18 protein-coding genes and 1 tRNA gene are annotated in these 25,734 nt (G+C 41.6%); 9 read left to right on the plus strand and 10 right to left on the minus strand.

Annotated elements, in window-relative coordinates; genetic code table 11:
* Positions 1–77: 77 nt before the first annotated feature.
* The gene (gene tsaD / locus M2273_RS23490) at positions 78–1,079 is read right to left on the minus strand and encodes a tRNA (adenosine(37)-N6)-threonylcarbamoyltransferase complex transferase subunit TsaD (protein WP_429400222.1); all 1,002 of its coding nucleotides are present in this window, start codon (positions 1,077–1,079) and stop codon (positions 78–80) included.
* 215 nt (positions 1,080–1,294) lie between these two features.
* Between tsaD and M2273_RS23495 the strand changes: the two genes are divergently transcribed.
* Positions 1,295–5,725, plus strand: coding sequence for a translocation/assembly module TamB domain-containing protein (locus M2273_RS23495; protein ID WP_429400223.1), 4,431 nt, complete (start codon positions 1,295–1,297; stop codon positions 5,723–5,725).
* Here M2273_RS23495 and M2273_RS23500 read toward each other — a convergent pair whose 3' ends face one another.
* The 3 genes from M2273_RS23500 to M2273_RS23510 form a co-directional block, all read right to left on the minus strand.
* Entirely contained in the window at positions 5,726–6,931 is a 1,206-nt protein-coding gene (locus M2273_RS23500) for a bifunctional 3,4-dihydroxy-2-butanone-4-phosphate synthase/GTP cyclohydrolase II (RefSeq protein WP_429400224.1), read from the minus strand.
* Positions 6,932–7,092: 161 nt separating this feature from the next.
* On the minus strand, positions 7,093–8,520 hold the full coding sequence (locus tag M2273_RS23505; protein WP_429400225.1) for an LptF/LptG family permease: 1,428 nt from the start codon (positions 8,518–8,520) through the stop codon (positions 7,093–7,095).
* Between the two features lie 106 nt (positions 8,521–8,626).
* On the minus strand, positions 8,627–9,007 hold the full coding sequence (locus tag M2273_RS23510) for an START-like domain-containing protein (RefSeq protein WP_429400226.1): 381 nt from the start codon (positions 9,005–9,007) through the stop codon (positions 8,627–8,629).
* A 160-nt stretch (positions 9,008–9,167) separates the two neighbouring features.
* Here M2273_RS23510 and M2273_RS23515 point away from each other — a divergent pair.
* The 3 genes from M2273_RS23515 to M2273_RS23525 all read left to right on the plus strand — a co-directional run bounded on the left by M2273_RS23515 (position 9,168) and on the right by M2273_RS23525 (position 10,728).
* Positions 9,168–9,241, plus strand: a tRNA-Met gene (locus tag M2273_RS23515).
* A gap of 159 nt (positions 9,242–9,400) precedes the next feature.
* Complete coding sequence (locus M2273_RS23520) at positions 9,401–10,123, plus strand: serine hydrolase domain-containing protein (protein ID WP_429400227.1); 723 nt, start codon at positions 9,401–9,403, stop codon at positions 10,121–10,123.
* Positions 10,120–10,728, plus strand: coding sequence for a serine hydrolase (locus M2273_RS23525; protein WP_429400228.1), 609 nt, complete (start codon positions 10,120–10,122; stop codon positions 10,726–10,728). The genes M2273_RS23520 and M2273_RS23525 overlap by 4 nt, the downstream gene beginning before the upstream one ends.
* A gap of 192 nt (positions 10,729–10,920) precedes the next feature.
* On the opposite strand, the gene M2273_RS23530 is transcribed toward M2273_RS23525, so the two are convergent.
* Together M2273_RS23530 and map are read right to left on the minus strand one after the other, a co-directional pair.
* Positions 10,921–11,604: a Type 1 glutamine amidotransferase-like domain-containing protein gene (locus tag M2273_RS23530; RefSeq protein WP_429400229.1), complete on the minus strand. Its 684-nt coding sequence runs from the start codon at positions 11,602–11,604 to the stop codon at positions 10,921–10,923.
* 54 nt (positions 11,605–11,658) lie between these two features.
* The gene (gene map / locus M2273_RS23535; RefSeq protein ID WP_429400230.1) at positions 11,659–12,423 is read right to left on the minus strand and encodes a type I methionyl aminopeptidase; all 765 of its coding nucleotides are present in this window, start codon (positions 12,421–12,423) and stop codon (positions 11,659–11,661) included.
* Positions 12,424–12,720: 297 nt separating this feature from the next.
* On the opposite strand from map, the gene M2273_RS23540 reads away from it, so the two are divergent.
* Positions 12,721–12,897: an alpha/beta fold hydrolase gene (locus tag M2273_RS23540; protein ID WP_429400320.1), complete on the plus strand. Its 177-nt coding sequence runs from the start codon at positions 12,721–12,723 to the stop codon at positions 12,895–12,897.
* Positions 12,898–13,039: 142 nt separating this feature from the next.
* Here M2273_RS23540 and M2273_RS23545 read toward each other — a convergent pair whose 3' ends face one another.
* A complete protein-coding gene (locus M2273_RS23545; RefSeq protein ID WP_429400231.1) occupies positions 13,040–13,861 on the minus strand; it encodes an alpha/beta fold hydrolase in 822 nt (273 codons plus the stop codon).
* Positions 13,862–14,198: 337 nt separating this feature from the next.
* Here M2273_RS23545 and M2273_RS23550 point away from each other — a divergent pair, with 337 nt between their 5' ends.
* Positions 14,199–15,383: a DUF1624 domain-containing protein gene (locus tag M2273_RS23550; RefSeq protein WP_429400232.1), complete on the plus strand. Its 1,185-nt coding sequence runs from the start codon at positions 14,199–14,201 to the stop codon at positions 15,381–15,383.
* Between the two features lie 32 nt (positions 15,384–15,415).
* On the opposite strand, the gene M2273_RS23555 is transcribed toward M2273_RS23550, so the two are convergent.
* Both M2273_RS23555 and M2273_RS23560 read right to left on the minus strand, forming a co-directional pair.
* A complete protein-coding gene (locus tag M2273_RS23555; protein WP_429400233.1) occupies positions 15,416–16,111 on the minus strand; it encodes an adenylate/guanylate cyclase domain-containing protein in 696 nt (231 codons plus the stop codon).
* 559 nt (positions 16,112–16,670) lie between these two features.
* Positions 16,671–17,591 (minus strand): ThuA domain-containing protein, encoded by a 921-nt coding sequence (locus M2273_RS23560; RefSeq protein WP_429400234.1) that lies wholly within the window; start codon positions 17,589–17,591, stop codon positions 16,671–16,673.
* A gap of 425 nt (positions 17,592–18,016) precedes the next feature.
* On the opposite strand from M2273_RS23560, the gene M2273_RS23565 reads away from it, so the two are divergent.
* On the plus strand, positions 18,017–19,273 hold the full coding sequence (locus tag M2273_RS23565) for a hypothetical protein (RefSeq protein ID WP_429400235.1): 1,257 nt from the start codon (positions 18,017–18,019) through the stop codon (positions 19,271–19,273).
* A gap of 5 nt (positions 19,274–19,278) precedes the next feature.
* Positions 19,279–20,640 carry a Dyp-type peroxidase gene (locus M2273_RS23570; RefSeq protein WP_429400236.1) on the plus strand — a complete coding sequence of 454 codons (1,362 nt, stop codon included), beginning with the start codon at positions 19,279–19,281 and terminating at the stop codon, positions 20,638–20,640.
* A 123-nt stretch (positions 20,641–20,763) separates the two neighbouring features.
* On the opposite strand, the gene M2273_RS23575 is transcribed toward M2273_RS23570, so the two are convergent.
* Entirely contained in the window at positions 20,764–21,828 is a 1,065-nt protein-coding gene (locus M2273_RS23575) for a hypothetical protein (RefSeq protein WP_429400237.1), read from the minus strand.
* 662 nt (positions 21,829–22,490) lie between these two features.
* Here M2273_RS23575 and M2273_RS23580 point away from each other — a divergent pair.
* Positions 22,491–25,724: a SusC/RagA family TonB-linked outer membrane protein gene (locus tag M2273_RS23580; RefSeq protein WP_429400238.1), complete on the plus strand. Its 3,234-nt coding sequence runs from the start codon at positions 22,491–22,493 to the stop codon at positions 25,722–25,724.
* The last annotated feature ends 10 nt before the right edge of the window (positions 25,725–25,734 follow it).

Consider the following 25,734-nt stretch of genomic DNA (forward strand, 5'->3'; position numbering starts at 1 on the left):
CCCCCTAAAGGGGGAATTTTAAATTGTTTATCATTAATTATAAGCCCGCGCCACTCCCCCTTTAGGGGGCCGGGGGGCTACATCTGCATCCTCGCCAAAGGAGCTATCTGCTGCCCGGCAAATTCGCCTTTTAAATATTTATAGTAACCGGCAATAGCTATCATGGCCGCGTTATCGGTACAGTACTCCATTTTAGGGATAAAGCTTTCCCAACCGTTCTTAGCACAAAGTGCCTGCAAACCTTCGCGTAAGCCGGTATTGGCCGATACGCCACCTGCCAGTGCTATCTGTTTTATGCCATGCGCCTGGGCAGCCTTTTGCAACTTGTTAAGTAGTATAGTTACTATCCGTTTTTCAACCGATGCGCAAATATCAGGCAAGTTCTGACTGATAAAATCAGGGTTCTTAGCAACGTTATCCCTTATAAAATATAGTATGGATGTTTTTAATCCGCTAAAACTATAGTCATAACCCGGAATTTGCGGCTCAGGAAACTTGTAGGCATCCGGGTTGCCCTGGCGCGCGTATTTATCAATGAGCGGACCGCCGGGATATGGCAAACCTAAAATTTTACTGGTTTTATCCATCGCCTCGCCAGCAGCGTCGTCAATGGTTTGACCTATCACCTGCATGTCAAAATAATCATTCACCAAAACTATTTGCGTATGCCCGCCCGATACGGTAAGGCATAAAAACGGAAACGATGGCTTGTGATCGCCAATAAAATGGGCCAAAATATGGGCCTGCATGTGGTTTATATCAATAAGCGGCAGGTTGCGGGCCAGCGCAAATGCCTTGGCAAATGACACCCCAACTAAAAGCGAACCTAAAAGTCCCGGTCCGCGTGTAAAAGCTACTGCATCAATATCATTTTTGTTTACTTTTGCGTTCAATAATGCTTGTTGAACAGCAGGAACAATATTTTGCTGATGAACCCTCGAGGCAAGCTCAGGGACAACGCCTCCGTAAGCTTCGTGAATGGTTTGATTAGCGATCACATTGCTCAATATCATACCATCAACACAAACAGATGCAGAGGTTTCATCACATGAAGATTCAATTCCTAAAATTACAGGCACAGTATTAATTATTGAATTGTTGAATTAATGAATTAGCGATTTATTAAAATTTAGCAAACTATCATCCTTTTAAATTGTAACATGATTTTAGTTACTCAATAAATCAATAATTCAGTAAATCAATTATTAAAAAACACAAAGTTATTAAAAAAGTACTCAATATAGCGTTAGGGATAGTGTTGTTCATTTTATTGACACTGAGCATACTTTTACTGGTGTTTCAATTTAAATCTGTACAAACCTGGGCGGCAAAACAAGCTACAGCATACCTGTCTGATGAGCTACACACCAAAGCAGGCATCAAAAGCCTGTACATCAGGCCTTTTACCTCTGTGGTATTGGAAGATCTGTATGTGCTTGATAAAAATAAAGATACCCTGCTCAGCACTCCAAAACTGGCTGTTGATATTTATGGCTTTTCTCTTTTTACCAGTATTAAAAGAAAGGTTATTAATCTGGAATCCATTGAGCTGGATAACGGCTCTTTTTACCTTAAAAAACAAAAGGACAGCACTACCAACTTAAAATTCATTATTGATTACTTTAACTCGGGCGATACTACTAAAGGCGATACTATTAAAAAAATCGCCAGCAAACCCTGGACAATTAATTTCGATAAAATAACCATCACTAACTTTCATTTCCGCTACAAAAACCAGCTGATAGATACGGTTGAGAACAAGGTTAATTTTGATGATATTGATGTAAGCCATTTCAGCACTACGGTAACAGGCATGAATATTAAGGACCACCTGTTTAAAGGCGATGTCAAAAACCTAACCCTGCAGGAAAAAAGCGGTTTTTATGTTAAAAACTTTACCGCGCATACCACCATTGATACCAACCAGATATTACTGCAGCACCTGGCCATCCAAACCAAACACTCCAACCTGAAGGATTATTTCAGGATGCGTTTTAAATCGTTTGATGATTTTGACAATTTCGAAAACAAAGTGAATATGGATGCCAATTTTAAGGCATCGCGTATATCATCAACTGATATTGCCTACTTTACCAGCGGAATGGGCAAGGTAAGCTTTGACCTGGGTATTGAGGGCCGGGCTAAAGGTTTGGTAAATAATTTAAAAGCCAAAAACGTTACTATAACCGGCGGGCAAGCAACTTTTATTAAAGGCGATTTTAATTTACGGGGATTACCTGATTGGGATAACACCTTTCTGGATTTGAAATTTGAACAGGTAGCATCAAACAAAAAGGATGTTGATTATTTGATCAGTCATTTCTCGGGTTCGCCTAACATGAAGGCACCTGCTATTATTGGCAAGTTTGGCAATATTAACTTTACCGGCAGGTTTACCGGTTTACAAAATGATTTTGTAGCCTACGGTATATTTAAAACCGGCCTGGGCAGGTTTGATTCAGACATCAACCTTAAAATTGATAAAAAAGGTAAACCCAGCTATAGCGGCAAATTAGATGCATTTAATTTTGACCTGGGCACCCTGATTGACGAAAATATGCTTGGTCGCACCACTTTTAACGCAAACGTACAAGGCAGCGGCGATGAATTAAAAAATCTGGGCATAAAAGCTGATGCCAATATCAGTTCAATTGATTTTAAAGGCTATACCTATAATAAGCTTACTGTAAACGGCTCGTTCATAAAAAAACTGGCTAATGGGCATATCACCATAAATGATAAAAATGTAAAGCTTGATTTAAAGGGCAGCGTTAATTTAAATCCCGTATTACCGGTATATGATTTAGCGGCAACCATTAAGGACGCTAACCTGAATAAGCTTAAACTAATAAAGGATACTATTACGGTAAGCACCAGGCTAAATACTGCTTTTTCGGGCAATAACGTTGATAATGTACAGGGCACTGTTTTATTTTCGCCGGCAAGGGTAATTGATCCGCGTAATAATTATTTGGTTGATTCTCTGTATCTATCAGCTGCCGGCAAAGGAAATGATCGGGAAATAGCCTTACGGTCTGATTTTGCCGATGCCAGTATTAAAGGCAGTTTTAACCTGGCTACCCTCCCATCGTATTTCAAAACAATTGTTAAAAAATATATCCCTTCAATAAAAACAACTATTGTTACCCCTAAGCCCGAACAGTTTACGCTTAACCTCAACCTTAAAAATATGGACCCGCTTACTGCCATATTTTTACCTGATTTAAAAATACCTGAACAGGGAACATTTGTAGGGCAGTTTGACTCTGAAAAGAAAACGGCTACCCTATCGGGCTATATTAAGACCTTTAAATACGGCAAAATTATTTTTCATGATTTTATTATAGATGAAAACACAACCGATAGCTTGCTGGGCCTCAACGTATCATTAAGCCGGGTTGACCTTACCGATAGTTTGTTTATTAAGGATATTAACATTACCAACTTCCTTAAAAACGATAGCTTAAACTTTAACGTTAAATTATCAGATAAAAACGCGGTAAACCAGCTTGACCTTTACGGTTTGGTTGAATTTGGAAGAGATACTACTGCCAAATTAAAGCTGCTGCCGTCAGATATCGTTCTTGAAAAAGAAAAATGGAAGCTACAGGAACAGGTAAGGATCCGTTTGCTCGATGGCAAAACCCAGGTATCGGGCTTTGAATTATCCAATGGCTTACAAAAAGTACGTATCAACGGGTTTATCTCTGACAATCCTGCCGATGAATTGAAGCTTTCGTTCGAAAAATTCAATATGCGCACACTTAACCAGCTTACCAAAACCTCGGGCATATTTTTAAAGGGCAGCCTTAATGGCGATGTTAAATTTACTTCCATTGCCAAATCGCCAGGCATTGATGCGCATTTGAACGTGGACTCCCTAACCATGAACAAAACGCTTATCGGCAATGTGAAACTGGAATCAACACTGGGTAACGACCGCAAGCAGGCTAATATAAAGCTGAACATCCTGAACCGCGGACTGGAAACCATGAACATAGCGGGTATTTATGCCTTTGGACATGATACGGACGACAATCTTGATTTTGACGTAAAGATGAACCAAACTGAGGCCATCATCTTTGAGCCTTTTATTAAGGACCTGGTATCAGATGTTAAAGGACATATTTCAACAGACCTGAAGCTCTCCGGAAAACCATCTAATCCACAGTTTAATGGCAGTCTTACTTTAGAAAATACGGGTGTTACGGTTAACTATTTAAAAACCGCTTACACTGTTAACAATAAACTAAGCGTTAATAACAGCGTTATCAATATCAATAACATGGTATTGAAAGATTTCAAGGGCGGTACTGGTACAGCAAACGGAACAGTTAATTTGAATGATCTGAATAATCCTGATATACAGGTAGTGGTAGATGCCCGCAACCTGATGGCCTTAAACACTACATTTAAAGACAACCACATTTATTATGGTACCGCATTCGGTACTGGTAAATTTAGCTTTAAGGGCCCGGTTGATAATATGAAGATTGATATTACAGCACGTACAGAAGCAGGTACAGTGTTCAATATACCGCTCAATACGTCGTCTACAGCAAGCGAATATGATTTTATAAAGTTTGTAAGCCATAAAGATACCGTGAAAACTGTTGAAAAAGAACGGGCCTTTAATGGTGTTACCCTTAATTTTGACCTTAGTGCAGATGAAAAAACGATCGTTAAAATCGCTACCGACTACGGTTTACTGGAAGGCAGTGGGGTTGCCAGCAATTTAAAGCTAAACATTAACAGCCTGGGCGATTTTGAAATGTATGGCGACTTTTTGATAAGTACGGGTAAATTTGAGTTTACAGCTAAAAATTTTATCAGTAAAAACTTCACGGTGAGCCAGGGTGGTACCATCCGGTGGACGGGCAACCCATCAAATGCCGAGATAAATCTGAAAGCCCTTTATGAGGTACGCACAAGCAAGCAACCGCTTTACCAGGCTGCCGGGTTAACTCCACCAACAAATAACCAACTAACGCTGGTACAAGCCCAGCTAATCCTCACCAAATCCTTATTACAGCCTAATATTGATTTTGACTTTAACTTCCCTACTGATCCATCAGTAAAGGATGACCTGGCTACTTACCTGTCCGACAATAATAATCGCAGTCAGCAGGCTATCAGCATTATTGTACGCCGTACTTTTTCATCAAACAACAATAATAATTTAACCAATCAGGTTGTTGGTACAGCAAGCGAGGCGGTGAGTGAATTTGCGTTCAATAAACTGAACAGCTTTATATCCCAATCAAACATCAAAAACTTTGATTTGAACATACGCTCCTTTAATGAAGCCAGCGCTTCATTAAGATTCTTTAACAGCCGCCTGTCATTTAGCGGTAGCTTGTTCACCAATACAGGTTCAAACGATCTGTTTAATAATAATACCAGCCTGTTCAATCAAAGATTCAATTCGCTCACAAAAGATTTTGAAGCCCTGTACCAGATCAGGAAAGATGGCAACCTCACAGCAAGGTACTCTTACCGGCTTTTAAATAATACCACACTCAATTCCCTCACCAGTTCTTCCATTGATTTTCAGTATGTAAACGGGCTGGGTTTAGTATACACCCGGGATTTTGACACCTTCGGCGAGTTTATCAGGAACATATTCAGAAGAAGCCGCCGCGACAGAGCCCCGGTAACTCCAAATCCTACACCTGCAACAACTGGTGGCACACCGGCCATCAAGCCCGATGATGATGAAAATTAATTAGTGATCGCGCATAATGGCATGATCCATCTTATCTCTTTTAGTACGTAAGTATGATTCATTATGCGGGTTTGATGCTATTTCAATCGGCACATTTTCAACCACTTCCAGGCCGTAACCAATCAGGCCGGCACGTTTTTTAGGATTATTGGTCATTAAGCGCATTTTGGAGATCCCGAGGCTGCGTAATATCTGCGCGCCTATACCATAATCGCGCTGATCCATTTTAAAGCCTAATTTAATATTGGCCTCTACCGTATCCAAACCGTTTTCCTGTAAATGGTAAGCCTTAAGTTTATTAATAAGGCCAATGCCCCGGCCTTCCTGGTTCATGTATACCACAACACCTTTACCCTCGTTGCTGATCATCTCCATAGCTTTATGTAGCTGTGGACCGCAATCGCATCGGCATGAGCCAAAAATATCGCCGGTTACACATGAACTATGCACGCGCACCAAAACAGGCTCACCGGGTTCCCAGGTACCCTTTATAAGGGCAAGGTGATTTTCGCCGGTATCCAGCTGCGTATAGCCTATCATTTCAAAATCGCCCCATTCGGTAGGCATTTGCACCGATACTTCTTTTTTCACTAAAGTTTCGGCATTTAAACGGTAGGCAATAAGATCTTTTATGGATACTATTTTAAGATTAAATTCCTTTGCCATTGCAAGCAGATCAGGCAGGCGGGCCATGTCGCCATCCTCCTTCATAATTTCGCATATTACGCCTGCTGGTTCAAAGCCGGCCAAAACAGCCAGGTCAATAGCAGCTTCGGTATGGCCCGATCTGCGCAGCACACCACCGTCCTTGGCAATCAGCGGGAAAATATGTCCCGGTCTGCCCAGGTCTTCGGGTCTGGTTGCCGGGTCAATTAACGCCAGGGATGTTTTTGACCTGTCGGTAGCCGAAATGCCGGTAGTACAACCATGCCCAAGCAAATCAACAGAAACCGTAAAATTGGTTTCGTGCGAAGTGGTATTATGGCTCACCATAGGTTCAAGCTCAAGCTCACGGGCGCGTTGCTGTGTAATGGGTGCACATACCAGGCCCCTGCCATAGCGTACCATAAAGTTTATGGCTTCGGGTGTGGCATTGCGTGCCGCGGTTAAAAAATCGCCTTCGTTTTCACGATCTTCATCATCAACCACAATGATCATTTTACCAGCTTGTATATCTTCAATAGCTTCTTGTATCGTATTTAGCATTATATCAGTATTAGGTATGGCCCCAATAAATGAGCCATGAGATATTTAATAATTATAAACAAATTTATGATATATAAAAATGATTCTGGTCGGTGCTGTGTAAAATCGCTTACAGCAGGGAGCATGCCAATATATACATGATTACGATAAACTTATACCAATTAGTTGCCTTTGCGTCTAATTAATTTATTAAAGGCGCGTTTGTATAGCTCCACATCAAATATTGCAGAATCTGTAGCGGCTTTGTAGGACAGGAATAATCCGATAGGCGTTAGCACTATAATGGCAATCCACATACCAAAAAAGGTAGAAACATTGCCGGCCCTTACTGATTTTTCGCCTATGGTTGAGATGATATAATAGATCAGGAAAAAAATCACTGAAATTACAACCGGCAAACCCAGGCCACCTTTACGGATGATAGCACCGAGCGGGGCGCCAATTAAAAACAACGCGATGCATGCGGCCGAAAGCGTAAACTTTTTTTGCACTTCGGATGCATACCTGCGGATGGTCATCGAATCGCTTTTGTACCGTTCTGTGCGGTTTTTTACCACATCTTTTATACTGCGCACCTCTGATGCCGCGCTGGATATGGCCATTGACTGGTCTGCCAGTGTCATGCTCTTTAACACCCCGGTTTTATCGGCCGGGATGAATTTTTTTACGGTGGTTGATTTTGCCGGGATTGAAAAATATTTAATATATGGCGTAATGAGTTTGTAATTGGTTACAATACTCACATCAACCACGCGCTGTACCGAATCAATAAAGAACTTTAACTGCTTTAAATTCATCATTTGCGAGGCCTGTTTAAACTCATTTTCGTCGGTACGCGCCATTTTAAAGCTTGACAGATCAAATTTTTGTTCGGTTTCTTTAAAACGGAACCTTGTTAAGTGCTGCCGGTAATTGTAGGCAGCATTTTCGCCTGGCGATTCTTCATAACTAACACCGTCCTTTAACTTTAGCACCAGAAATTTATCGCCCATGGTACGGAACATGGTGCCTTCGCGGGCAATAGTTACCGTAGTATTATTACCATCGGCAGTTTTTTTATATATCATAATGCCGTACAGTCTTTGTCCGTCAGGGTCCTTGCTTTTTACACGGATGGTATAGCCCGGAAAGCTATTGCTGAAAACCATAGCCGGTAACAGATCGGCCGATTTTTGCTTGCGGGCATCATATAATAACGAGAAATATTTAAGGTTGGCAACCGGCAGCATGTAATCAGAAAAAAAGAAGGCCGCAATGCTCAGGGTTGTTACAACAACGATCATAGGATACATAGCCCTGCGTAAAGAGATACCCGCGGCCTTAATAGCAACCAGCTCATAATTTTCGCCAAGCGCCCCATAAGTCATAATGGTTGAAAGCAGAACAGATAAAGGGAGCGCCATAGCCACATTGGTAGCCGAATTATACAACATCAGTTCAAGAATGGTGTACCAGGCAAAACCTTTACCAATCAAGTCGTCAATGTATTTAAATAAAAACAGCATCAACAACACAAACATTACGATGAAAAGCGTAACTACAAAAGGTCTTATAAACGATTTAAGTAGTAAAAGATGTATCTTTTTCATCAGCGCAATTTGTATTAACAGGGAATGAAGCTACCCTTGGGCGTGTAATTTTCATTAACGCACAAATGGTGTTTCACAATACAAAATTAGCTAAAATTAAATTCCCTTAAGCACCCAATACGCTTATGAGGTACTCGATCTGATTATCCCATATTAGTTTACGCTCAGAAATAGCGTCTTCGGTTGCAAAATCAGTTATACTCAGGGCAACATCATTGGTAAGTTCATCCTGCAGAATTTCCATTTCAAAATAGCACTGCGGTTCATCATCTACCCATTTAAACCTAACCAGCTTATTTTCTTTTACGGCCAGCAACTTTGCTTTTTGTGGTTCATCATCCCAGGTAAAAGTATAAACCTGGTCTTTTATGCTTACGTCATCGGCAAACCATTGCGTTAATCCGTTGGGCTCATTTAAAAAAGTAAAGAGTATTCTTGGAGATGATTTTATCTCATATTCAATGGTAAATTTCTTTTTTTCGGACATTGGGGTTTATACTTGTAAGCTCTAAAGCTGTAAATGTTAACATTTTTTCTAAAGAAAACGAATTTCTGCTATATTTGCAAACCTTTTTAAGGAAGCCCACTATTTATAAGGGGCAACTCTTTTTAATTAACCATTGTAAAAGAGTAATATACATTAAAACGGCGGGGTAGCTCAGATGGTTAGAGCGTAGGATTCATAACCCTAAGGTCGGCAGTTCGATCCTGCTCCCCGCTACTATTCAAAATGAAAGCCTTAAATCGAAAGATTTGAGGCTTTTGCGTTATAGGGCGCGGATAAGCGCCGTTGCTTGTTAAAGTCAAAGCTCCAAATCCGGATTAACGTTGATAGCGATCGTATTTAAATCCTATTTTTAATCTTCTAAACACTAACGCAATGATTAAAAAAAGCCACCATCTTTTATTGTTGTTCCTGATTTTACAAAGTTGCACTCATTCACAAACCTTCAATAAAGCCAAACTAGATAACTTTTTTGTCGCGATGAACACACATGACCAAAATATGGGCAGTATCGCCATAGCTGCGAATGGCGTGTTGGTTTATCAAAACGCCATCGGTTATAGTCAAGTGAATAAAGGTTTAAAAACACCAGCGACCATTGAAACTAAATATCGGATAGGCTCTATCAGTAAGATGTTTACCGCAACTATGATCTTTCAACTAATCGATGAAGGTAAGCTCAGCTTTGAAACATCTTTGGCTAGCTATTTCCCACAACTCCCTAATGCCGGAAAGATCACGATAGGAGAAATGCTTGACCACCGTAGCGGTCTTCATAACTTTACGAATGACTCGCTTTATACTACATATAAGGCCATTCCTAAGTCAGAAGCTGAAATGGTCGCCATTTTTGCCGGGCAGAAATCCGATTTTGAACCGGATGCAAAGGCCGAATACAGCAATACCAATTTCGTGCTGCTGGGTTATATTATTGAAAAACTGACAGGTAAAACCTATGCCGAAGAATTGAAAAAACGCGTCACCTCAAAAATAGGCTTGGCAGACACTTATTACGGCAATAAAGTCAACCCAGCCAAAAATGAAGCATACTCCTACAATTATCCAGGGCATGGACGCAAATGCCCGAAACTGATATGAGTATTCCAGGCGGGGCGGGTGCTGTTGTATCCACGCCGACTGACCTGATTAAATTTATAAATTCGCTTTTTTCAGGCAAACTCATTAGCCGGGCTAGTTTAGAGATGATGAAAACGATGAAGGACAATTACGGTATGGCCATGTTTACAATTCCGCTTGATGATAAAAAGGGCTTGGGACATACCGGAGGCATCGACGGGTTTTCCAGTGTGCTTATTTACTTTCCAGAGGATAAACTGGCTGTAGCTTATACTTCCAATGGTGTTAGGTATTCAACCAATGATGTTGTCATGGGTGCTTTAAGTATTTATTTTAACCGACCGTTTACAATTCCTGAATTTAAAACTATTAAACTAAATACAGCTGAACTTGATAAATATGTCGGTACGTATTCCAGTACCCAAATGCCACTAAAGGTTCATATCACTAAAAATAACACTTTTCTGTTTGCACAAGCCATTGGTCAGACGGTATTTCCGCTGGAGGCTAAAGGAGGTGATAAGTTTTCTTTTGGTGCTGACGTTACTTTGCAATTTGAGCCGGCTAAAAAAACTTTCACTTTAACCCAGGGAGGAGCTACCTATTTATTTACTAAAACCGACTAATGAGATCAAATTGCAAATTCAATAAATAAAAAATTCGAAATGTTATTTTCTTCAAATACTCTAAGAAATTGTTCGAGAAACGTCCAGTGAGGGCTACTTGAAAGAAGGCCACTCTTTCGAGTGGCCTTTGTTATTTTAATGCATTTTTGGCTAAACATCGTGTGGTGTTATCACCGCGCCACGGGTTAAAATTTACAAGGTATTTGTGATATTAGGGGTAAACAGCTTCCATTGTCCCTCTGAGACGACTTCTACGGTATCGTCGGTCACTTTAATGGCGGTCTGATCATCGATAGCATATGACGGTACCGATATCGTAGCGGCTAACTTTTCCAGGTTGGCCAGGGAATTTTCCGGAAACCACTCATGATCCAAATGCGGATGCAGTGCAAAATCAACCAGCCCCAGCGATTTATCGCTTTCAGCTGGCAGCATATGGCCTCTGTAGGTTGTTCCAAAGCGGGTCATCACCATACTCCCAGCGCTCAAGCCCACGTAGACCGTCTTGCGCAGCAACAACGGCAAGAGGTCTGCCAATCCGGACTGCTGCATCCAGTAGCACAGATACTGGCAGTCGCCGCCTCCAACCAGCAGGGCGTCAGTTTCCTGGAGCATGGGGATCCAAAGCTCTTGTTTGATGCTGGGTACCGCAGTGAGCTCCAGCACTCCTAACGACTTCCAGCCCAATTCGCAGAAAGGGTCGCCAAGTGATCCGCAAATCACCTTTCGTGCTACGTCAGCCCCACCGGCTATGGCGTATATCGCGGTGGGTACGAAAAAGGCGCTCGCCTCGGCAATCGGTTTGCCCAGGAGTTCAACCAGCGCGTTCTGGATGCTCTTGTTGCTGATGCCGGCGGAAGTGAGAAGAAGCTTCATAATTTCTTTTTTAGGCTATTGTTCGCCCTGCTTGGTAGTCTATTTCTTATTTAATTAATCCCAAATGCCGTTCTGCGCTGTAAATATCACCGGCTTACCGCCAGTTACCATAATGGTATGCTCGTGCTGTGCAACAAAACCACCTTTATTACCGCTTAGCGTCCAGCCATCGGCTTGTGTATCGGCAATTGTTGACCGTGTTGAAATGAATGTCTCTATCGCTACCACCGAATTCTTTTTGAAACGCGTAGTGTTATACCTGTCAAAGTAGTTAGCTATCTCGTGGGGTTCTTCGTGCAAGCTGCGCCCAATACCATGTCCAGTCAGGTTTTTTATTACTGTGTAGCCGGCTTTTTTGGCTTCAGTCTCGATCAACCTGCCTATCTCCGATATTCTGACACCACCTTTAATGTTGCTTATCGCTTTTTTCAATATCTCTTTCGATGCTTCTACCAGTTTGCCATGGCCGTGGATATCTTCGCCCAATACAAACGAGCCGCCATTGTCAGCCCAATAACCATTTAATTCTGCCGATACATCAATATTTACCAGATCACCCTCTTTTAGGATTTTATCTACTGATGGTATACCGTGCGCAGCTTCCTCATTAATACTAATACATGTATACCCGGGGAAACTATAGGTTAACGCAGGTGCAGAACGTGCGCCCATCTGTGCCAGCAACTCGCCGCCGTACTCGTCAAGTTCCTTTGTTGAAATGCCCGGTTTGGCAAACTCACGCATCTTTTTAAGCGTGATGGCAACAGCATCACTTGCCTGTTGCATCCCAATTCTTTCGTATTCGGTAGTTATAGACATTTTTAAATTTTTATCTGTGGCAAAATTAACAATTAATATATCCGACACCATTTACCAAACGTCAGTTTATGAAACAACGTTTCGGCAATTATGTTCAGCTTTGCTGCTGTTGTGGTTAAATGGGATAAGTTGGAATCGCATTTAAACAGCCCTACTACACTTAAAGAAATTTATTTTCTTGCGATTACTCCGGACTAACAGAATAATAGAGGATAGTTACAAGGGAACCTCCAACAATGCCTAAGCATCCACCTGATTGTCACCACCTTGTAAAGACGCCCTGTTTTTTTAAATATTATCACTCAACCAGAGCTGATCGTTCAAGGTCAGGAAGATGCACTGGTTCCGGTGGTCAATGCCATCAACATGTCTAAAAGTTTGCCGAATGCCCGGCTAATCGTTTACCCGGATGCCGGCCATGCCGCTTTTTCCAATATCATGACGACTTCATTCGGAAAACTCTTGAATTTTTAGGGAAATAACAGTTTATATCGCCAGTACCAGGCAGCTTTCTTTAATTTTTTTAAAAGGAGCTGTAATAGCTTATAGATCAGGAACTCAAGCCCGTTCAGGCATCCATGCTTGAACGGGCTTGAGTATATTAAACCCTTGACATTTAGGATTGAATAAACGCCAAAAGATCCTTATTAATGGTCGCCGCTTCTGTAGCCGGCATACCGTGAGGGAAACCCGGATAGGAAATCAATTTTCCATTTTTCAATAACTTGATCGCTTTTGCTCCCGAAATCGGAAATGGTACGATCTGGTCATCTTCACCATGCAGCACCAGCACGGGAATATCCACGCTTTTAAGATCTTCTGTAAAATCTGTTTCAGAGAAAGCTTTGATGCCGTCATGATGTGCTTTGACGCTGCCCATCATGCCCTGGCGCCACCAATTATCACGGATGCCCTGCGAAATTTTAGCGCCTTCACGGTTATAACCATAAAACGGGATCGTAAAATCTTCAAAATATTGCGCCCGGTTAAATGCGGTACCCTCACGTATCTCATCAAATATAGCCATGGGAACACCGTCAGGATTATTTTCAGTTTGAACCATCAATGGCGTAACCGCACTGATGAGCACCACTTTGGCCACACGGCCTTTCCCCAAATTAGCAGCATAATGGATGGCTTCGCCGCCACCTGTTGAGTGACCAATATGTATGGCATCTTTCAGATCGAGTGCTTCGGTTAGCGCTGCTACATCGGCTGCATAAGTATCCATATCATGCCCGCCAGAAACCTGACTTGATCTTCCGTGACCGCGGCGATCATGGGCAATCACCCGGTATCCCTTTTCGAGAAAGAACATCATCTGCGCGTCCCAGTCATCGCCGGATAATGGCCAGCCGTGATGAAACACCAGAGGTTGTCCTGTTCCCCAGTCTTTGTAATAAATTTCGGTTCCGTCTTTTGTGGTGATTGTGCTCATTGCTTTTTTAATTTAAAGGTGATGAATTTTGAATAGTGTGTTTGTTTGTGTTGTTGATACAAATCTGTTACTTTTTTCCGCTGCTCAACTTGATCTATATTAAGAAATGGTTGCCCAAAAAAAAGCTTCTAAACACCCCTCTGCCTGATAAGAAGAAAGGCGGATTCTTTTTGCAAGATAACTGTTGGTATGTTAACAGAACTTTATTTGAAAAGGATATTTCGGAATCATTGGGCTGCAGCAAATGATCAAGCCGCTGTAATATTTAAAGACAAAATTGAACATTGTCAAAATTCAATTTACAAAAGCACTACTTTTATACTCAACTAAAACCTGAATGAACACAATTATAAAGAACAGGATAACATCTATTGATTTTCTTCGCGGCGCCATTATGATCATTATGGCCCTTGACCATGTAAGGGATTATTTATATTCAGGCTCATTTCTTTTTGATCCGCTTGATCTTACAAAAACAAGTGGTATTTTATTTTTTACAAGATGGATCACTCATTTTTGCGCACCCATATTTATGCTGCTGGCTGGGACTTCCGCATACCTTATCGGGCAAAAGAAAACTAAAAATGAATTATCTGTATTCCTTTTAAAAAGGGGGCTGTGGCTCATCTTTCTCGAAATGATCGTGGTTAATTTTGGCTGGAATTTCAACATTACATTCCCTATGTTTCTCTTTATTACCATATGGGCGCTGGGCATAAGTATGATTGTGTTGGCTGCATTGATTCATCTGCCTAAAAAATTGATCCTTGGTATTTGTATTATAATAGTGGCGGGCCATAATCTGTTAGATAATATTCATGTGGCAGGTAATTCGCTGCCGGCTTTTGTCTGGTCACTGCTTCATGACCAGCGGTTCTTTACCTGGCATAAGGAAATTCTTTTGGTAGGCTACCCCATTATTCCGCTGGTGGCTATAATGCCGTTGGGGTATTGTCTTGGTTCGTGGTATACTGCAGACTACAATATTCAAAAAAGGCAAAGAAATTTGTTGATACTGGGTTGTTTTGCCATCGCCTCGTTCATCGTGCTGCGTTACACAAATCTGTATGGCGACCCGGTAAAATGGAGTGTACAAAAAAATGCTTTTTTTACCTTCCTGTCCTTTATCAAAGTAAATAAATATCCACCATCGCTATTATACGTATTACTGACATTGGGCGGGGCATTTTTATTCCTGTCGTTTACCGAAAAATTAAAAGGAGCTGTAGTAAAGGTTGTTTCTGTATATGGCAGGGTGCCCATGTTCTATTATCTCATACATATCTACGTGATCCATTTGGTGGCAATCATTGCATCGGCACTCTTGCCTGGCCAGGACTGGAAAATATGGGTCTTAACAAAACCTATCTGGTTTACCACAGATCTGAAAGGTTATGGATTCTCGTTACCGGTTGCTTACCTGATCTGGATAGGACTGGTGATCGCTTTATATCCTTTATGTAAACGCTATGACGCTTATAAACAGGCCAACAAAGGAAAATGGTGGCTGAGTTATTTGTAAAAATATTGCCGGCTTAAGCTACATAAATTCCCTTATCCGGAAATGGCCAGTAAATAGTCAATGTTCGCTTGTGAACTGGTTAAATAACGGTTACTGCGATATGGCTTTCCGGCTAAACGGATTTGCATGCCCTGCGATATGCCCTGTAAACAAACCGTCTGTTGATCGGCTACCTTACCATCGGGTTCTAACAACCGGTAAGCGTCTTCCGAAATAAGCAGGTCATTATTCAGCGCCTTGGTTTTGGCCTGGAGCCTGGAGGCGACGTTCACGGGCAGTCCCATCACCGACAAAGCTGCGGGATTATCCAGCCCGAACTCTCCTACAAATACCTTTCCCGCGTGCAAGCCGACACCTATCTCCACCGGGCCATCATAATAGGGTATAGTATAGGCTTCGTTAAACAGGTTAATGGTTTGAAACATGACTTTAGTAGCCTGATAAGCATGGTTCACTGCTTCGCTCAAATTGCTTTGTAAACCAAAAACCGCGTACAGATTGTCACCGGCAACTTCGACAACCTTGCCCTGGAAGTTTTTTATGATCTGGTTAAACGCGGTAAATAAACGGCGCACAACCTGGATTACCGATTGGCCTTGTTGCGATTCCATAAGCCCGGTAAAATTACGGATGTCCAAAAATAGTATTGCCAGCTCTTGTTCTGTATCAGGAGCATTAACCATGACGGCCGGGCAGTCGCCATTAAGTGTTAAGTAATTACTTTCCATATGCGTTTTGTATGTGTACATATTAATGTAGACGCTAAGCTCAGGAAAACATTTTAAAGAAAATGCAAGTTGCGGCAGTCATGATGAACGGGTGACCGGAATTCGATTTTAATATGACATTAGCGGCTGGTTAAGAGGGGTTTGCCCTCCCGTCATTTTAAGAGATGAACACTTTAATACACAGACTTTTACTTTTATTCATGACCCTGAATTATTATCTATAGCTATAGGTATTAGCTTATGGTTGGTGTTATCACCATAGGTGTTCGGAAGATTGTAATTGCAGTATATATTCCCTCCCTTGGGAGGGGTGCCGTGGATTGTGAAATGGCAGGGAGGGGTTTATACGTGCGATTAAACCTGTAATGTTCAATAAACCCCTACCTCCCCCTTCCCCAAGGAAGGAATCGCACTAGGCCCAAGCTTTCTTTTTATTTCTTCCCAACACCTATGGTGTTATCACCTCACCATTAAATAAGCCCAATCTTCTTCAAATCTTCCATAAAATAGTTCGAAAATTGCCTAACAACGGCTACATTGCAATTCAAAAGCCTTACAATTAGTTTTCTAAATGCTCCTCTTGAACGCTTATTCTTGTCGCAGTCGGAAAATTGGCAGGTACCGGGTAGGTCACTTTACCTGTTCCCAGCCACTCCACCGCCCTGATCATTGTGGTTTGAAAACCGATACAGCGATAACCAACAGGGTAAATGTCACCCTTCCATAAGTGTCCCATGCTGGATGTGTAAACTTTTCCCATCCCATATGTTACAATCCACTCTACCGGCCAGTTCTTACCGGTAACCTGATCATGGGCGTAAGATAGAACAGTAAGATTCTCAGCCGGACCCCGGGCATATTTGTATAATTCAGCATCTGGTGTTGTCCACACTTTGGGATAGCCTTTGTTAATGGGATGATCGGTTAATACATGTATCGTCAGGTCACTACGATCACCATGGTAAGTATCCTGCCCTTCACCGGGTGGTATACGTATGATCTTACCCAGCGAATCAACCACCAAAGCATAACCATATGTTTTGGGTCTCCAGCCTAAACCGATCATCTTATTATACTCCATCCAGTCGGGAAAAGCGTTATTAGCTGAGTGGAGGATATACAATCCGCCACCCGATCTTACATAATCTTCTAATTCCCGTTGTACTCTTTTAGGCCAGCGTATTTTGGGGGTTTGTATATTGTTGGTATTCTGGATAACTACATCATACTTTTTAAAATTGGGCTCCCACGAAGCCCATAAAACATCTTCAGGAACTTCAGGTGCGGTAGAAACACTTACATTGAATAATCCGCTTCCCTCTAAAATCTGCTTAACTATCCTGGTGGTTTGGCGCCAATCATGATTGCTAAAGCCATCAACAATAAGTACATTAATGAGCTTACCCGCTTTTTTCTGAGCGAATGAAACTGTATGTAAACTGGACAGGATAAGAATTAGCAAAAAGCTTTTAAACCACATTATTAATAAAAAATTATAAATTTTGGACAAGCAATAATAGCGTTTTCCTGTTAAAATAGCTTACTGATGTTTTAAGCTCATGCAAATACTTGATATACAGGGCTCCTTAAACAAAGCCGACAGCAAGCCATAACCCCTGCCCCTTTTTCATATCCCCAGGGCACAAATAATTGGCACTCCGTCTTCTTCTCCCGTCTGACAAGAGGGATTTTCCCTCCCATCATTTTAAGAGATGAACACTTTAATACACAGACTTTTACTTTTATTTATGACCCCGAATTATTATCCGTCGCTATAGGTATTATCAAAGAACTTCGTTTATCTTTATAAGACATATTATGAACGGGCGACTGACCACTTCAGCCTGCTATTTACTATTTATTATTCTTAAATTGTTGACTTAACCTGTTTCTAAAGCATAGAACATGAGGCAGACCATACTTACCTTTATCACGGAAATAGATCCATCAAAAAAAGCGGAGCTGGAGCAAGTACTCCAGGAGATCAGGAGTGACCTGCTTACAAACGTTTACATTCCTTTTCCGTCGCTCAGTTTGTTGCATTTTGCAAGCTTTGTTATCTCTGATGATAAAAGCACGCCGCCCCTTTTAGTATTTGAAAACAATTTTGATGGTGAGGTATCGGTATATCTTGATGAACTGATGACTAAGGCCGGGCCCGGCCTCCACCGCATCTATCAATGCTGTTCCGCGTACAAGAATAGCGTATTTCACCCCCAAAATTTAAAGGAGTTCCTGACCGCAAACATCGTACGGCCGAACGCCTTTCATATAGGGAATGTTGGCAGGGCATCAAAAGACATCAAAGCGAACCAGCTTTTGCGCGAGAGGCTGCAATCTTACCTGGATGATCTGTTCAATACCGTAAAGCCTTCAAGCATAACGTCGGGGCAGCTTCGGCAGCAGATGCAGCAATTTGTAAAAAAGGAGGTTGATCCTGTGCTGTCCGGCACGCTCCCACCCCACCAAACATTTGCAGAAAAATTTATCCCACGCCTAAAAATTATTTTGTTCGCGATTCTCGCTTTGGCCTTACTTCCGTTAGTACTGCTATCGGCCATTATCATCGTGGTGATCTTGCGCCGCAAAGAAGATACCGATCCTATACTGGTACAGCCGCCATCAGTTTCTGACATCGAATTACTGATCAGTACAGAGAACCGGATCACTCAAAATCATCTCGCAAGTATCACCAACATAAAGCCAGGCAAATTTCGCCTGTATTTATTAACGGCCGCGCTGTTCGGGGCTAATCTGCTCGCGCGTACTTCTACTAAAGGCAAACTCAGCGGGATACCAAGTATTCACTTCGCGCACTGGTCAATCATCAACCACGGGAAACAATTGCTGTTTCTAAGCAATTATGACGGAAGCTGGACCAGCTACCTCGACGATTTTATTGATAAAGCGGCCACCGGCCTTACAGGGATATGGAGCAATACACAAGGATTTCCGTATACCAAATTTCTTGTTCTTGACGGCGCCCGCGACGAATTGCGGTTCAAAGCGTTCGCGCGTAATCAGCAGGTACCGTCGCTCGTATGGTACAGCGCTTATCGTGATCTTACCGTACAAAACATTGATAAAGACAGTTCGATCAGGGAAAATATTTTTACTACACTTTCTGATCCTGAAACCAAAGATTGGCTTAAACTTTTTTAACTGATATGGCACAATTAACTTTTTCAGACATACAAGGCTTTGTGTTGAGTTCCTATGCAAAGAATATGCCTTGTGCTAACTACGTTCTCTTAAAGATCACTGACGTTAAAACCTGCCGCAACTGGCTGGCCACGATCATCCCACAAGTTACTACGGGGGTTGACCGCAAAGACGATTATTGCCTGAACATTGCTTTCACGGCCACGGCATTCCAGAAATTTGGTTTTACTGCAGATGAGCTCATAACCTTTTCGGTACCCTTTCAGGAAGGAATGAGCACACTCACCAGGCAACAGATACTGGGTGATGACGGCGATAGCGCCCCGGCCAGGTGGTTTTGGGGTAACGAAGAAAACCCGGTTGATGTGCTTTTATTATTATTTGCAAAAGATGAAGATCAGCTCGACGAGCAGTTGGCCATCATTAAAACAGGCATTGAACAGCCAAGCGGTGTTCAGCTCATTAAATCGCTTTCAGCGGGTCGCCAACCCGATACCAAGGAGCACTTCGGCTTTTTAGACGGCGTCGGGCAGCCTGTGATTGAAGGAACAGACCAGAAAGCCAGACAACTGAGGAGAACGGGCCATGCAACGGAGCTTAAGGCGGGGGAATTTGTGCTTGGCTATGAGAATGAAATGCAAAAGATCGATCCCCTGCCCGCAATCAAGCGTATGCCGGAGTTCGGCAAAAACGGCACCTATCTGGTATTTAGACAGATAGAGCAACATGTACATAGCCTTTGGAACTATCTTAAAGAAACAACCACTGACGCGAACGGTCAAAGTAACCCCAAAGACGAGGAAAAACTGGCCGCTAAAATGATTGGGCGATGGAAGAGCGGCGCGCCGATCACTGATCACCCCGATGCCGATCCTAACCCTTCAGGCGTTAACGAAGATAATAATTTCAACTTTGCTGCCAGTGACAAGTCAGGCTTTGGCTGCCCGGTGGGCTCGCACATCCGCCGCACCAATCCCCGGGATTCGCTGTTTGATGACCCGGCGGTATCCTTACTTACCGTGAAACGCCACCGCATTATCCGGCGAGGGCGCTCGTACGGTGACAGAACCCAGGACGTTTACAAAAATGACGGGAAAGAGCGGGGACTGCACTTTATTTGTATCAACAGCAATATTGAGCGACAATTTGAATTTATCCAGCAAACCTGGGTAAACAACCTGAACTTTGCCACGCTTGATCATGAAACCGATCCGCTGATAGGGCACCGGAGCGAAGCAAACTTATTTAGCATTCAGGGTTGCCCCGCCAGGACCCGTATTCATAACCTCCCTGATTTTGTAACAACAAAGGGCGGCGCGTATTTTTTTATGCCGGGGATGGAGGCGCTGAAGGAACTGGCGAAATAAGAAGCCGGCCCCTTAGAAACTACTGTTTTTCGCAGATTCTTTATTCTCATAACAGGCAACGCCAAACCTACAGGTTTGGTGTTGCCTATCATATGGTTGTTTTAGCGCTTAATAAATCGCCGGTTATCTCAATTGCATCTTTCTTATGGTGCCGGTATTTATATCACTAAAGTATAGCGTATTTTCATCTTTGGATAAGGCCAACCTGTCGGCAAAAATGTCCGCTCCTGAACCTGTGCCATCTCTTCCATCATGATAAGTTGGGTTTGGGCCAGCCAAAAACTTATGTACCCCGTCGGCAATACACTTTATTTGCCCGCTTTCTGCAAGGTATAAAGTGCGGCTGTCTTTTGAAGATACTATATTATAAATCTCATGAAAATCCATGTCTTTATAAATCCGGCTAAAAACACCTGTTGAACTGAGTTTATACAATTTAGTATGGTTAATTACCACGTATTTTACACCATTATAGCCGGGGTAAAAGTCTAAAATGTCAAAATCACTTCTGTCGGGTTCTTCAATTGCATTAACATCCAGTGTTAAAGGCGAAGTGCCAATTGTGCCGGAAGAGTTAATAAAAAATTTCTTTAAATAGGCTTTTAGGCTAATCTGCCCGTTAACCAGTTTTGAATCGACTTCGGCCATCCAGAAAAAATCGCGTGACGGGTCACGTTCAATGTCCGGGGATAGTCGTGCTTCCGGCGCATGGCCCGGCGTTAACACCGTGCCGTCGGGCTTTACAATCCATACCGGATGCGGTTCGTCGGCTATTATATTTAACGTTCCATCTTTGCTTATCCTTAAATTATATGGACCGCTAATGCTTGATCCATCACTTGCATTAGGGACATTTACGGTAGTTACAGCATTAGATGATAGCGATATCTTACGGATTTTATTATTATAAGCATCAGCAACGTACAGGTAGCCATCGTCTGCCAGGTCAATGCCGAATGGGTGATCAAACAAAGCCTGTTTACCTATCCCATCAGCATACCCGGTACGAAACGGCTGACCCGCGATGGTGGTGATTTTGAGACTAACCAAGTTTGTTGCCGCAGCAAGAGCTAAACTTGAATTGTCCTGAGTTATTCCGTTCTCCGGGCTTTCTATCTCATTTTTTTTACATGATGTAACAACAAGAATGCCGCTAAGAAGCAAAATAGCATAAGTAAATGTTTTCATAATGGTTTATTATTGGTTAAAAATTACTTAATTATAAATTTAACCCTTCCGTAAATATGAGCGCATCCATTTAGCAATTTGTTACTTTATTGTGCAATGGTTAATTCTACTTCCCACTTTTAAATCTATCTGAACCTACGAGATAATAGCCCATATTCTTTTTCAAAGTGTTGATGCTATGTTTCTTGCGACCGTTTTTAATCCACTTAGGGATGTGATATCGGTACTTTTATTTACTAACAATGAGTTTTAAATAAGCTATCCAGGCTACACAATTGCCTGGTTTAAAAATCCGGCTGGTAAATTTCAGTAATTCCATTATTTTCAGTCACCGTTTTTTTTAAAAAATGCAGTCTTAATTAGTAAAAACTGATGAATTTTTAGTGAATTTTTTAATAAAACATAAAAAAAATATACTTTTTATTTAAAAACAGAGGAAAATCAATTCTTATAGCTCATTTTTTCTGAATAAATCCATCATAATGCCAATTTTATAGAAATTACTAAAACCATTTATCATAATTATTAATATTTTAGTAAAAAAATCTACTTAAAATATGTAATCATTAATAAAATAAGCTTTTTGTTAAATTATTTTCATTTTTTATTGATAATTTATCAAACAAACATTAATTTCGAAATAAATTAACTGATTCTTAACAATGAAAAAACTCTTACTCACAAGTTTGTGTTTTATCGCGTTATTTATTAACGCCGTATTTGCACAAAACAAAACGGTTACCGGAACGGTAACTGCAAAAGACGACGGATTGCCACTACCTGGTGTGTCTGTAAGGATAACGGGTACAACAATTGGCACCCAAACCGGCGCAAATGGTCAATTTACTTTAAGTGCGCCTGCCTCGGCCAAAACTTTAGTATTTAGCTTTATTGGCTATTTGCCTCAAACAGTTGAAATTGGTTCTGGCCCTGTTAATGTTATGTTAGCGCCAAATAACAGTCAGCTGTCTGAAGTAGTTATTACGGGAGCATACGGAACCCGGCAAACATCCCGCTCTTCATCAGCAACTGCAACGGTTGTAAAATCAGATCAGCTGAACACCATCCGCCAGCCCAACGTAAACAATGCATTGGCAGGTAAAGTAGCAGGTGTGCAGGTGCGCAGCCAGTCGGCAGCGGCTTTAGGCCGTAATACGGAAGTAAGGCTACGCGGTGCAACGGGCTTTGGCAGGGGCAACGGAGCCCTTTATGTGGTTGACGGTACCATTTTACCAAACTCTGATGACGTTAACCCCGATGATATTGATAATATAACTGTTTTGCAGGGGCCGGCTGCTTCTGCCCAGTTTGGTTCTCAGGGTGCATACGGCGCTATCGTTATTACTACCAAAAAAGGTAAAAAAACCAAAGGTATTGGTATTGAATTCAACTTAGGGGCCAACTTTGATAACGTTTATATTTTGCCTAATTATCAAAATACTTACGGTGGTGGCGCCTCTGCCGACTTTATGAAGTATACCTGGAAAGAAGGTGACCCGGAAGGATGGAAAGCTTTAAATGGCAAATATTACCCCGACTATACTGACGATAGTAGCTGGGGGCCTAAAATGGTTGGTCAGGAGTATATTCCCTGGTATGCCTGGGCTGCCGGCACTCCCTACTCTTTCAAAACTGCCAAATGGACACCGCAGCCTAACAATGCTAAGGACTTTTTTCAGACAGGAGCCTCTTTTAACAATAGCGTGGCATTTACAAAATCTGCTGATGATTTTAATATCAGGATGTCTTACGCCAATCAAAATACTAAAGGTATTTTACCCAATAGTAATCTAAATAAAAACACATTTAGCTTAAATGCTAATTATGATCTGAACAAGCATTTTACCGTTGGCGCAAATATTAATTATATCAGTCAAAAAATTAATGGTCAAATTAATGATGCCTACGCGAGTTCAACAAGCGGATCATTTAACTCCTGGTTTCACCGTGACCTGGATATGGGTATCATGAAAGAACTACAGGATCTGAAATCTCCGGATGGAACCTATGTAAGCTGGAACCACCAGAACCCGACTTCTTACGATTCTTCAAGTCCTGCTGCATTTTATGGTGGTAACTACTGGTACAATCCATATTTATGGAGCAAACTGTGGACCAACCTTAGCCAGCGCGATCGTTTATACGGAAACCTGTCATTAACATACAAGCTGAATGATGATCTGAGCATCAAAGGTACCTATCGTAAAAACGAGGAAAATACCTGGAACGAGCAGCAAACAAGCTCTCAGTTACAGTACAGCGGTACGCAAACCGGTGTAAAAGGTGGTTATGCAACACTAACTACATATGACAACAGGGAAAACTATGAAATGTTGATCAACTATACTAAAAAGATCCATGATTTTTCTGTAAATGCTAACATTGGTAGCGACTTTTTTAATAGGATTGTGAAAACCAATGGAGCAAATACCAACAATGGTTTAAGTGTTGATGACCTATATGCCATATCAAACTCTGTAGATCAGCCTTCAGTAATTAACGGGAGAGGCCAGGAGCAATACCGTGCTTTTTTTGGTAAAGCTTCCATTGGATATAAAAACTTCTTATTTGGCGATGTTACCATACGTAATGATTGGTTCTCAACTTTGATACCAACCGATAACTCTGTTTTATCAAAATCATTTGGTGGTTCATTTGTTTTCAGCGAGTTGTTACCACAATTTAAAAATTGGTTAAGCTTTGGTAAAATAAGGGCGTCATATGGTGAAATTCCTTTGGCTTTGGGTACCACTACCGAAACATTTGGTGCTTATAGAACCAATACGGTTTATGGTGTTAACGCATTCAAGTGGGGAAGCAATATCCTGATGTCGACCCCCGACCAATTTGTTGACCCGGCAATACACGGAACCACTACAAAACAAACCGAGGTTGGTTTAGATTTAGGTTTTTTTGATGACAGGGTTGGATTTGCAGGTACTTATTATTATGGTAAAGACAGCGGCATACCCTATAACCTGTCTGTAAATTCAGCGAGTGGTTTTTCGAACATATTAACCAATATTGGTTTAATCGATAAAAAAGGCCTTGAATTATCGCTAAGAGGTACCCCGTTCAGAACTTCAAATTTCCGTTGGGATATCAATGTTAACTTTGCTCAGCTACTTGAAAATAAGATAGTTGAAATTAGCAATAAATATGGTGTTGACCGTATTACAGTTGGCGGCGTTTGGGGCTCAGATATGCCTTACATGATACATCAAAAGGGTCAACAGTGGGGGCAGATATATGGTAATGGTATTAAACGAAATGCCGATGGTGTACCAATCCTAACTTCATCCGGTGCTTATATAAATGATCCTAACGTTTATTTCGGTAGTGTTTTACCAAAATACACAGGAGGGGTACAAAATACATTTGCCCTATTTAAAAATTTCACATTAAGTGCTAATATCGACTATCAGTTCGGCGGTAAATTTGTTTCATTATCAAACAGATGGGGCCAATATAGCGGACTAACCGCAAACACCGCTGCGCTTAATGATAAGGGTATGAATGTACGGGATCCTGTTGCCGATGGCGGAGGTGTTAAAGTATCCGGAGTTGATGCTGATAATAAAGCCGTTACCTATTATGTTGATGCCAAAACCTACTTCCAGGGTTTAACAAACAACAAAACTTACGATCCTTATATTTATGATTTAACCTTTATAAAACTACGAGAAGTTGCTGTTGGCTACAACATTCCGGTTCAAAAACTGGGATTGGGTAAAGCCATTCAATCTGCAAAATTTGAGTTAACGGGCCGTAATCTGTTTCTGATATATGCAAAAACCAAAGACTTTGATCCGTCAGAAATAACTGCAACTGAAGGTGAAACTGCTCAGTGGCCAGGTACCAGGGGATTTGGATTTAATCTTAAGGTAACTTTCTAAGTATTACAAA

Source organism: Mucilaginibacter lappiensis, assembly GCF_050433765.1.
Lineage (GTDB): Bacteria > Bacteroidota > Bacteroidia > Sphingobacteriales > Sphingobacteriaceae > Mucilaginibacter > Mucilaginibacter lappiensis_A.

What these genes read in the sequence shown, in the direction of transcription:
- M2273_RS23500 (WP_429400224.1), bottom strand. Translation starts at nt 6,931, where the DNA reads ATGCTAAATACGATACAAGAAGCTATTGAAGATATACAAGCTGGTAAA.
- M2273_RS23505 (WP_429400225.1), bottom strand. Translation starts at nt 8,520, where the DNA reads ATGAAAAAGATACATCTTTTACTACTTAAATCGTTTATAAGACCTTTT.
- M2273_RS23510 (WP_429400226.1), bottom strand. Translation starts at nt 9,007, where the DNA reads ATGTCCGAAAAAAAGAAATTTACCATTGAATATGAGATAAAATCATCT.
- M2273_RS23520 (WP_429400227.1), top strand. Translation starts at nt 9,401, where the DNA reads ATGATTAAAAAAAGCCACCATCTTTTATTGTTGTTCCTGATTTTACAA.
- M2273_RS23525 (WP_429400228.1), top strand. Translation starts at nt 10,120, where the DNA reads ATGAGTATTCCAGGCGGGGCGGGTGCTGTTGTATCCACGCCGACTGAC.
- M2273_RS23530 (WP_429400229.1), bottom strand. Translation starts at nt 11,604, where the DNA reads ATGAAGCTTCTTCTCACTTCCGCCGGCATCAGCAACAAGAGCATCCAG.
- map (WP_429400230.1), bottom strand. Translation starts at nt 12,423, where the DNA reads ATGTCTATAACTACCGAATACGAAAGAATTGGGATGCAACAGGCAAGT.
- M2273_RS23545 (WP_429400231.1), bottom strand. Translation starts at nt 13,861, where the DNA reads ATGAGCACAATCACCACAAAAGACGGAACCGAAATTTATTACAAAGAC.
- M2273_RS23550 (WP_429400232.1), top strand. Translation starts at nt 14,199, where the DNA reads ATGAACACAATTATAAAGAACAGGATAACATCTATTGATTTTCTTCGC.
- M2273_RS23555 (WP_429400233.1), bottom strand. Translation starts at nt 16,111, where the DNA reads ATGGAAAGTAATTACTTAACACTTAATGGCGACTGCCCGGCCGTCATG.
- M2273_RS23560 (WP_429400234.1), bottom strand. Translation starts at nt 17,591, where the DNA reads ATGTGGTTTAAAAGCTTTTTGCTAATTCTTATCCTGTCCAGTTTACAT.
- M2273_RS23565 (WP_429400235.1), top strand. Translation starts at nt 18,017, where the DNA reads ATGAGGCAGACCATACTTACCTTTATCACGGAAATAGATCCATCAAAA.
- M2273_RS23570 (WP_429400236.1), top strand. Translation starts at nt 19,279, where the DNA reads ATGGCACAATTAACTTTTTCAGACATACAAGGCTTTGTGTTGAGTTCC.
- M2273_RS23575 (WP_429400237.1), bottom strand. Translation starts at nt 21,828, where the DNA reads ATGAAAACATTTACTTATGCTATTTTGCTTCTTAGCGGCATTCTTGTT.
- M2273_RS23580 (WP_429400238.1), top strand. Translation starts at nt 22,491, where the DNA reads ATGAAAAAACTCTTACTCACAAGTTTGTGTTTTATCGCGTTATTTATT.